This window comes from Alterirhizorhabdus solaris (genome assembly GCF_007785815.1).
GTDB lineage: Bacteria > Pseudomonadota > Alphaproteobacteria > Sphingomonadales > Sphingomonadaceae > Alterirhizorhabdus > Alterirhizorhabdus solaris.
Genome location: NZ_VNIM01000144.1, coordinates 1 through 7,736, shown reverse-complemented (window position 1 = coordinate 7,736; position 7,736 = coordinate 1). Strand labels below are relative to the sequence as shown.

The 7,736-nt window shown below is 70.2% G+C and carries 9 protein-coding genes; 3 read left to right on the top strand and 6 right to left on the bottom strand.

Annotation, left to right across the window (positions count from 1 at the left end; translation table 11 throughout):
• Positions 1-57 precede the first annotated feature (57 nt).
• Both FOY91_RS19970 and FOY91_RS22125 read right to left on the bottom strand, forming a co-directional pair.
• A complete protein-coding gene (locus tag FOY91_RS19970) occupies positions 58-462 on the bottom strand; it encodes a host attachment family protein (protein ID WP_145155631.1) in 405 nt (134 codons plus the stop codon).
• 80 nt (positions 463-542) lie between these two features.
• On the bottom strand, positions 543-698 hold the full coding sequence (locus FOY91_RS22125) for a hypothetical protein (RefSeq protein ID WP_203234648.1): 156 nt from the start codon (positions 696-698) through the stop codon (positions 543-545).
• A gap of 45 nt (positions 699-743) precedes the next feature.
• Here FOY91_RS22125 and FOY91_RS19965 point away from each other — a divergent pair, with 45 nt between their 5' ends.
• Positions 744-1,274, top strand: coding sequence for a GNAT family N-acetyltransferase (locus FOY91_RS19965; RefSeq protein ID WP_145155629.1), 531 nt, complete (start codon positions 744-746; stop codon positions 1,272-1,274).
• A gap of 218 nt (positions 1,275-1,492) precedes the next feature.
• On the opposite strand, the gene FOY91_RS19960 is transcribed toward FOY91_RS19965, so the two are convergent.
• The 3 genes from FOY91_RS19960 to crtY are packed head-to-tail and all read right to left on the bottom strand — an operon-like array spanning position 1,493 to position 5,123.
• Positions 1,493-2,470 carry a phytoene/squalene synthase family protein gene (locus tag FOY91_RS19960; protein ID WP_145155628.1) on the bottom strand — a complete coding sequence of 326 codons (978 nt, stop codon included), beginning with the start codon at positions 2,468-2,470 and terminating at the stop codon, positions 1,493-1,495.
• Positions 2,467-3,948, bottom strand: a complete 1,482-nt coding sequence (locus FOY91_RS19955) for a phytoene desaturase (protein WP_203234647.1) — start codon at positions 3,946-3,948, stop codon at positions 2,467-2,469. The genes FOY91_RS19960 and FOY91_RS19955 overlap by 4 nt, the downstream gene beginning before the upstream one ends.
• A complete protein-coding gene (gene crtY, locus FOY91_RS19950; protein ID WP_145155626.1) occupies positions 3,945-5,123 on the bottom strand; it encodes a lycopene beta-cyclase CrtY in 1,179 nt (392 codons plus the stop codon). The genes FOY91_RS19955 and crtY overlap by 4 nt, the downstream gene beginning before the upstream one ends.
• A gap of 141 nt (positions 5,124-5,264) precedes the next feature.
• Here crtY and FOY91_RS19945 point away from each other — a divergent pair, with 141 nt between their 5' ends.
• Both FOY91_RS19945 and FOY91_RS19940 read left to right on the top strand, forming a co-directional pair.
• A complete protein-coding gene (locus tag FOY91_RS19945) occupies positions 5,265-6,083 on the top strand; it encodes a sterol desaturase family protein (RefSeq protein ID WP_203234646.1) in 819 nt (272 codons plus the stop codon).
• On the top strand, positions 6,022-6,417 hold the full coding sequence (locus tag FOY91_RS19940) for a DUF2141 domain-containing protein (RefSeq protein ID WP_238995809.1): 396 nt from the start codon (positions 6,022-6,024) through the stop codon (positions 6,415-6,417). Before FOY91_RS19945 ends, FOY91_RS19940 begins: the two co-directional genes overlap by 62 nt.
• Here the strand turns inward: FOY91_RS19940 and FOY91_RS19935 are convergent.
• Complete coding sequence (locus FOY91_RS19935) at positions 6,414-7,640, bottom strand: MFS transporter (protein WP_162527292.1); 1,227 nt, start codon at positions 7,638-7,640, stop codon at positions 6,414-6,416. The two genes, FOY91_RS19940 and FOY91_RS19935, sit on opposite strands and share 4 nt — an antisense overlap.
• Positions 7,641-7,736 lie beyond the last annotated feature (96 nt).

Here is a 7,736-nt window from a genome sequence, read left to right as displayed (position 1 = left end):
GGGACGCCCCCGGATGGCGGAAACGCGGGCCGTACGGCACCGCGCCTCCGCATCCCGTCAGGCGGCGGCGATGCTCTTTTCGACGTCCGCGATCGCGTGGCCCGTCAGATCCTTGGAGATCTCGCCCACCAGCACCGCCGAGAGGGACTTGTGGTAGTGCTTGCGCAGTTCGCCCAGCGTGCGCGGCGCGGCCACGACGATGAGGTCCTCGATCTTGCCGTCCAGCACGCGCTTGTTCAGCACGGCGGCGATGCCGGCGGCGAAGCCGTCCTCGTCCTGCTGGCTGTCGTCCGGGTTCGCCGAGCTGCTCTGGTGGCGCCCGCCCGAGCCCTTGTTCTCGGTCGCGACGTCGGCGTCCGGCAGCGCGCTGAGCTTGGGCGCGGATTCGTCGCCGGTGTTGCGGAACAGGTTCAGCTTCTCGCCATCCGCCACGGCCACGATCGCACCCTTGGGAATCTTCATAAGGCATCCTTCGACATTGTTGCGCGACGGGAACGTCCGGCGGCGGCGTTCGGTCCCGTGGGCGCGCGTCGACGGTGCGGCTATTTCCCGTCGGTCGTCAGCTTGATCCTGTTCGGCAGCTTCTTGCCCTTGGTGCGGCGCGAGGCGATCTGCACCGGGTTCTTCTTCTTCCAGTCCGCCCAGCGCATCGGCCCCTCCGGGGTGTCGATCATCATGTCCTCGATCGAATCCGCCATCGTCGTCACCTTTCATCGCCTGCCGCCCGCCTGTACCATCACCGAATGTCCGAGCCGACGATCCGATCCGCCACCATCGCCGACGTGCCCGCGCTGCACGCGCTGGTGGAGGGCGCCTATCGCGGCGACAGCGCGCGCGGCGGCTGGACGCACGAGGCCGATCTGCTCGGCGGCCAGCGGACCGACCCTGCCGCACTGGCCGCGATCCTCGCCGACGCCGATCATCGCATCCTGCTCGCCTGTGTCGGCATCGATCCGGTCGGCTGCGTCCAGATTGGGCGGGGGGACGGCACGACCGCCACTCTCGGCCTGCTGGCGGTGGCGCCGGGGCGGCAGGCGGGCGGCCTCGGCCGGCGGCTGATCGCGGCGGCGGAGGCGGAAGCGGCGACCCGCTTCGGCGCACGGCGGATGGAGATGACGGTGATCGTCCAGCGGGACGAACTGATCGCGTGGTACGAACGGCGCGGCTACGTGCCCACAGGCGAGACACGCCCCTTCCCGCTCGACGATCCCCGCTTCGGCCTGCCGGTGCGGCGCGACCTTGCGTTCACGGTGCTGGCGAAGGCGCTGAGCTGAACGGGCCGCTGTTGCGACCGTCGAGACGAAGCTTCGCCAAGTTAGGCCTCTCCTCAGAGGCCGACCGGGATCCGGGTTTCCACTTCCATACCCCGAGAGAAGTCGAGCGGCGGGCCACGCACGTGACGCTCCGTGTCTCGACTTCGCTCGGCACGAAGGCGGGATGCGGCTGGATCGATCAGGATTCCGGCGAAGGCTGACCGGTTTTGAATTCCCGGTCAGCCTCTCGGAATGAACGGATCGGCTTCAGGTCGGCCGCGCGGGCGCGTCCACAGGCCGGTACGGGGGGCATCGCCATGCCACGATCGCTTGCGCCGCGCCGCCTGCCCCGCAGCCTTCGCCACCCAGCCAAGCTTTTCGCCCTTGCTCGTCACGACGCGGCTGTCCCACGCGCGGCGGCCGCGCGCCGCCACGGTGCGGGCGATGTCGCCATAGATGCCCGCCGCCGCCAGCACCGCCCAGGCCGAACGGAACGACAGCGCCGGGGTGCCGTGGCGGGCGGACTCTTCATAGGCCGCCGCCCGGTCCGCCAGCCGCCGCGCCAGCACGGCGATGGACGCGCGGTACGGCGGGCGCATCGTCTCGCCGGGGGGCACGTCCATCTCGGCGAGCCAGTCGGCCGGCAGGTAGCAGCGCCCGCCGGCATCGTCCTCGTCCAGATCGCGGGCGATGTTGGCGAGCTGGAAGGCGAGGCCGAGGTCGCAGGCGCGATCGAGCACCGCCTCGTCGCGGGGATCCACCCCCATCACGACCGCCATCATGCAGCCGACCGCGCCGGCGACATGGTAGCAATATTGCAGCAGTTCGCCCTCGTCGCGCGGGGAGAAACCGTCCGCGTCCAGCGCGAAGCCGGCGATCAGATCGCGCGGCAGATGATGGGGGATGCCGCATTCGGCCACGACCACGCCCAGCCCGTCGAACGCCGCCAGCCCGCTCGGCTGCCCGGCCAGCGCCGCCTCGGTGCGTTCGTGGATCTCGGCCAGCCGCGCCGCCGGATCGGCCACGACGGACAGCGCGTGGCCATGCTCCTGTCCGTCGGCCAGATCGTCGCAGGCGCGGCACCATGCGTAAAGCAGCCACGCCCGTTCGCGAGTCTCGCGGTCGAACAGCCTGCTCGCCATCGCGAAGCTCTTCGATCCTTTCGCGATGCTGTCCCGCGCCGCCGCCACCAGCACGGGCCGGGGCGGCACGCTCATGCGCGCAGGTCGGCCAGCATCAGCGCCGCCGTGGCCTTCGCCGAACCGACCACCCCCGGGATACCGGCGCCCGGATGCGTGCCGGCGCCGACGAAATAGAGGTTCGGCAGGATGTCGTCACGGTTGTGCACGCGGAACCACGCCGACTGCGTCAGGATCGGCTCGAGGCTGAAGGCGGAGCCGAGATGCGCGCTCAGATCCCGCCCGAAATCGGCCGGGGTGTAGTGGAAGCTCGTCATCAGCCGCCCGCGCAGATCGGGGATCAGGCGTCGCTCCACCTCGGCGAGGATGCGGTCGGCATATTGCGGCCCCACCGTCTCCCAGTCGATCGGCAGCTTGCCCACGTGCGGCACCGGCGCCAGCGCGTAGAAAGTGGAACAGCCCTCCGGCGCCAGCGACGGATCGCTGACGGTGGGGTGGTGCAGGTACAGCGAGAAATCCTCCGCCAGCACGCCGCGATCGTAGATGTCGGTCAGCAGCCCCTTATAGCGTGGGCCGAACAGGATCATGTGGTGCGGGATGCCCGGCCATGCGCCCTTGATGCCGAAATGGACGACGAACAGCGACGGCGAGAACTTCTTGCGCGCCAGCGCCGCCGCCGCCTTCTTGCCACGCGGGGTGTTGCCCAGCAGATCGCGATAGGTGTGGACGATATCGCCGTTGGAGGCGATCGCATCGAACGTGCCGTGCCAGCCGCTCGCGGTGCGGATGCCGGTGGCGCGGTCGCCCAGCGTCTCCACCTCCACGACCGCGTCGCCCAGCCGCACGGTGCCGCCCAGCCGCTCGAACTGCGTGACCATCGCGGCCACCAGCCGGTTGGTGCCGCCGGCGGCGAACCACACGCCGCCGTCCTTTTCCAGCTTGTGGATCAGCGCGTAGATCGCGCTCGTCGTCATCGGGTTGCCGCCCACCAGCAGCGTGTGGAACGACAGCGCCTCGCGCAGATGCTCGTTCTTCACGTAGCTCGAGACGATCGAATAGACCGAGCGCCACGCCTGATATTTCGCCAGCGCGGGCGCCGCCTTTATCATCGAGGCGAAATCGAGGAAGGCGACGTGGCCGAGCTTCTCATAGCCCTCGCGGTAGACCCCGGCGGCATAATCGAGGAACTTCGCATAGCCCTCGACATCCTCGGGGCGCAGCTTGGCGATCTCGCGGTTGAGCGAGGCTTCGTCGTTCGAGTAATCGAAGTTGGTGCCGTCCGGCCAGTTCAGCCGATAGAACGGGCTGACCGGCAACAGCTCGATATCCTCGTCCATCCGCCGGCCGGATAGCGCCCACAACTCGCTCAGGCAGGCCGGATCGGTGATGACGGTAGGGCCGGCGTCGAAGGTGAAGCCGTCCTTCTCCCACACGTAGGCGCGGCCACCGGGCTTGTCCCGCGCCTCGATCAGGGTGGTCGCGACCCCCGCCGACTGCAACCGGATCGCGAGCGCAAGCCCGCCGAACCCGGCACCGATCACCGCCGCACTCTTCAACGCGATTCTCCCTGGGGGCCGCGCGTTTCCTTCAACACGCGAAGGGCGGCCATGAGCGGAACGGGCGGCTTGCCCGAAAGGATACGTAGCTTGTCGAGCAGCGTGGATCGCCCGGCGTAGAAACGCCCGACGAGCCCCGCGTCCAGACCGTAGAAGCGTTCGAGCACCTTGTACCGTTCCGCCGGTTCGGCCGCGCGGAACAGCATCCTGTCCAGCAACCGGTAGAAGCCGCGCCCGGCCCATGTTTCGCGCGCGCGATCGCGGGTGGCGGCGGCGAGATCGGGGGCGGCGGGATCGGGCAGCGCGGCGACGTGGGTGGCCAGCCGCACCGCATCGGGCAGCGAATAGCCGGTGGTCGGGTGGAACAGGCCTGCGCGCACCCCGGCCTTGGCCGCGGCGCCGCCCGACGCCCAATAGCCGTCGAAATCGCCACCCAGCGCCACGGGCAGCACGCCCGCCTCGCTATGCTCCACCTCGGCGATGCCCCAGCCATGGTCGGCGGCGTAGCGATGCACCCGCGCGGTGATCGCCTGCCGGTCGAGATCGGGCGAGTCGCTGTAATAGGTGTCCTCGATCAGCAGCCGGTCCGGCCCGAACGGCAGGACATAGACGAAGCGGTAGCCGTCGATCTGCTCCACCGTGGCGTCCATCACCACCGGGTGCGTGCGGCCGTGCGGAGCGTCGGTGCGGACGACGAGGCCGACGAACTTCTGCCAGCCGAGATCGAGCGTGGAAAGGTCGCCCGCCCCGCGCGCGTCGATCACCGCACGCGCGGCGATGCGCGTGCCGTCGGCCAGCGTGGCGGCGGTCGGCGACACGTCCGTCGCCCGTATCCCCGTCAGCAACCGGGCGGGCGGCAGCGCGGCGCGCACCAGCGTATCCAGCCGCTCGGAACGGATCGAGTGATAGGCCTCGTCCAGCCGCCGCTTTCGTTTGGGGAAGGCGATGTCGTAGGCCGGCCAGCGATGGCCCACCAGGGGATCGACCAGCCAGCGGTCCGCCGGGTCCACGTCGCTGGCGAAGAACGACCAGATGTGGTTGCCGCCCACCACCGTGTCCGCCTCCACCAGCAGCACGTCCACCTCCGGCCGCCGCGCCGCCAGCGCCAGCGCGATCAGCCCGCCGGCCAGCCCGCCGCCGATGATCGCCAGATCGCATTGGATATCCTGCGGCATTCGGGCCGGTCATCCTCACAAGGTGCGCCCGGCCCCCGTCGAAGGCGGGCGCGACGGGGCGTGCCGATTGCCCTACCAAGCCGTTCGCACCTGCGATAGCGCCCGCTCGCATGATCCGGCCAAGCGGGCTATGGCGGGCGGATGGAGCTGTTCCTCGCCCTCGGCCTCGCCGCCCTGCTGATGACCGCGATCGTCGGCGTGCGCTACCTGCTGGTGAGCGGCGGGTTCGCCTGGGCGACGCAGGTGCGGCATCCCGGCCTCTACGCCACGCAGCGCCGGCAGATCGTGCGGGAGATCGGCTGGTCGCTGGCCTCGGCCGCGATCTACGGCGTGCCGGCCGGCATCGTGGCGTGGGGCTGGCGCACGCACGGCTGGACGCAGGTCTACACCGATCTCCACGCCCGGCCGTTGTGGTGGTGGCCGCTGTCGATCCTGATCTTCCTGCTCGCGCACGACTGCTGGTTCTACTGGACGCACCGCTGGATGCACCGGCCGCGCGCCTTCCGCCTCGCCCACGCCGTCCATCACGCCAGCCGCCCGCCCACCGCCTGGGCGGCGATGAGTTTCCACCCGATCGAGGCGCTGACCGGCGCCGTCGTCATCCCGGCCCTCGTGTTCCTCGTGCCGATACACGTCTCGGCGCTCGGCGTGGTGCTGGCGGTGATGACGCTGATGGGCGTCACCAACCACATGGGCTGGGAGATGTTTCCCCGCTCGCTCGTCCACGGACCCGCCGGGCGCTGGCTCATCACCGCCAGCCACCACGAACGGCATCATCGCGATTACAGGTGCAATTATGGCCTCTATTTCCGCCTGTGGGACAGGCTCTGCGGCACGGATGCGGGCCTCGGCCGTTTCGCGCACGATGCTGGCCCGCACCCTGCTCGCCCTGCCCGCGATGGCATTGCTGACCGGCGCGGCCTCACCGGGGCGGATCGATCTGGCGGTGGAGGGGCTTAGGTCGCAGCGCGGCAGCATCATCATCTGCCTGACGCGCGATCCGGCGCATTTCCCCGATTGCGACGGCGACCCTGCCAGCCGTCACATGACGATCGCCGCGACGGACCCGGCCGCCCGCTTCCCCAGCCTGCCCAGCGGCGACTATGCGCTGGCGCTGATCCACGACGAGAACGGCAACGGCCGGCTGGACAAGATGTTCGGGGTGCCGCGCGAGGGGGTCGGCTTCTCGCGCAACCCGCGCCTCACCCTCGGCCCGCCCCGCTTCGCCGCCGCCCGCTTCGCCGTGGGCACGCAACCCGTGGCGGAGATGGTGCGGCTGAAATACTTCCTCTAGCGGGGTTCACGCGCCGGCACGGCCCCGGCGGGCGGCACGGCGGCGAGATGGCGGGTGGCATAGATCAGGACCACCGCCAGCACCTGCAGCCCGATGAAGACCGTGAACAGCGTGGCATAGCCGCCGGTGCGATCGAACACCTCCCCCGCCAGCCGCACCGCCAGCGCCGAGATGACCGCCCCGATCGGCGCCATCAGCCCGCGCACCGTGCCGAACGACGACGGACCGAAGCGATCCGCCAGCAGCGCATAGAAGATCGGCGCGACCACGCCCGTGGCGATCCCCAGCCCCACCCCGATGCACAGCAGCACCGGATAGGAATGATCGAGCAGCAGCGCCGCGTTCAGCCCGCCTGCCAGCGCGAACAGGCCGGTCAGCAGCAGGATGCGGTCGATCCGGTCGGCCAGTGTGGACAGGAGCAGCTTGCTGGCGATGGCGGCACCGCCAGTCACCGAGACGAGGCTGGTCGCCTGCACCATCGAAAGCCCGCCCTGCAAGGCCAACGGCACCAGCGTGACCGACAGCGCCAGCGCGGTGCCCAGCGTGATCGACACGCTCAGGCTCACCGTCCAGAATTGCGGCATCGCCAGCAGTGCGCGGACGGGGGCCGGGCCGGGGCCGGCTGCCGGCCTGCCCTGCCCCACCGGCACCTGTTCGACCGGCGGGCGATCCCGCAGCAGCAGGGCGAGCGCCAGCAGCAGCGCCGTGATCGTCCCGCCGGTGATGAGCAGCGCCGCGCGCCAGCCTTCCGCCGCGATCAGCCAGCCCACCAGCGGCGTGACGAGGATGCTGCCCGCCGACATGCCGATCGCAGCGAGCATCATCGCCCGCCCGCGATGCGCGACGAACCAGCGCGCGATCAGCACCGACATGCTGAGCGTGCTCGCCCCCAGGATCCCGGCGGCCAGCGGCAGCACGATGATGGTCGCGCTCAGCCACAGCGACCGTGACAGGCCGAGTGCCGCCAGACTGCCGCCCAGCAGCAGCGCCGCCACCATGATGATCGGCCGGACGGGCAAGCGATCGAGCAGCCGCCCGATGATCGGCGCGAGGCAGGCGTTGCCGATATTGAGCAGGATCAGCGCGCTGTTCATGCTGGCGCGCGAGAGCTTGAATTCCGCGGATACGGGCAGCACCAGCAGGCCGAACGCGCTGTAGGTGGTGCCGACCACGAGCATGTAGATGGTGGCGGCGACGCCGACGATCACCCAGCCGTAAAACATCGCAAATTTCTCCCGGGCTTCGACACGGAGGCCGGCCCTGAGGGTGGGGTGGCGCATAACGCCCCCGCTGGCAACAACTCGCGCGCCAGCATGAAC

Excerpts from the sequence above, each read along its gene's own strand:
- crtY (WP_145155626.1), bottom strand. The coding sequence starts at position 5,123 with ATGCCGCAGGATATCCAATGCGATCTGGCGATCATCGGCGGCGGGCTG.
- FOY91_RS19970 (WP_145155631.1), bottom strand. The coding sequence starts at position 462 with ATGAAGATTCCCAAGGGTGCGATCGTGGCCGTGGCGGATGGCGAGAAG.
- FOY91_RS22125 (WP_203234648.1), bottom strand. The coding sequence starts at position 698 with ATGGCGGATTCGATCGAGGACATGATGATCGACACCCCGGAGGGGCCG.
- FOY91_RS19965 (WP_145155629.1), top strand. The coding sequence starts at position 744 with ATGTCCGAGCCGACGATCCGATCCGCCACCATCGCCGACGTGCCCGCG.
- FOY91_RS19945 (WP_203234646.1), top strand. The coding sequence starts at position 5,265 with ATGGAGCTGTTCCTCGCCCTCGGCCTCGCCGCCCTGCTGATGACCGCG.
- FOY91_RS19940 (WP_238995809.1), top strand. The coding sequence starts at position 6,022 with ATGGCATTGCTGACCGGCGCGGCCTCACCGGGGCGGATCGATCTGGCG.
- FOY91_RS19960 (WP_145155628.1), bottom strand. The coding sequence starts at position 2,470 with ATGAGCGTGCCGCCCCGGCCCGTGCTGGTGGCGGCGGCGCGGGACAGC.
- FOY91_RS19935 (WP_162527292.1), bottom strand. The coding sequence starts at position 7,640 with ATGTTTTACGGCTGGGTGATCGTCGGCGTCGCCGCCACCATCTACATG.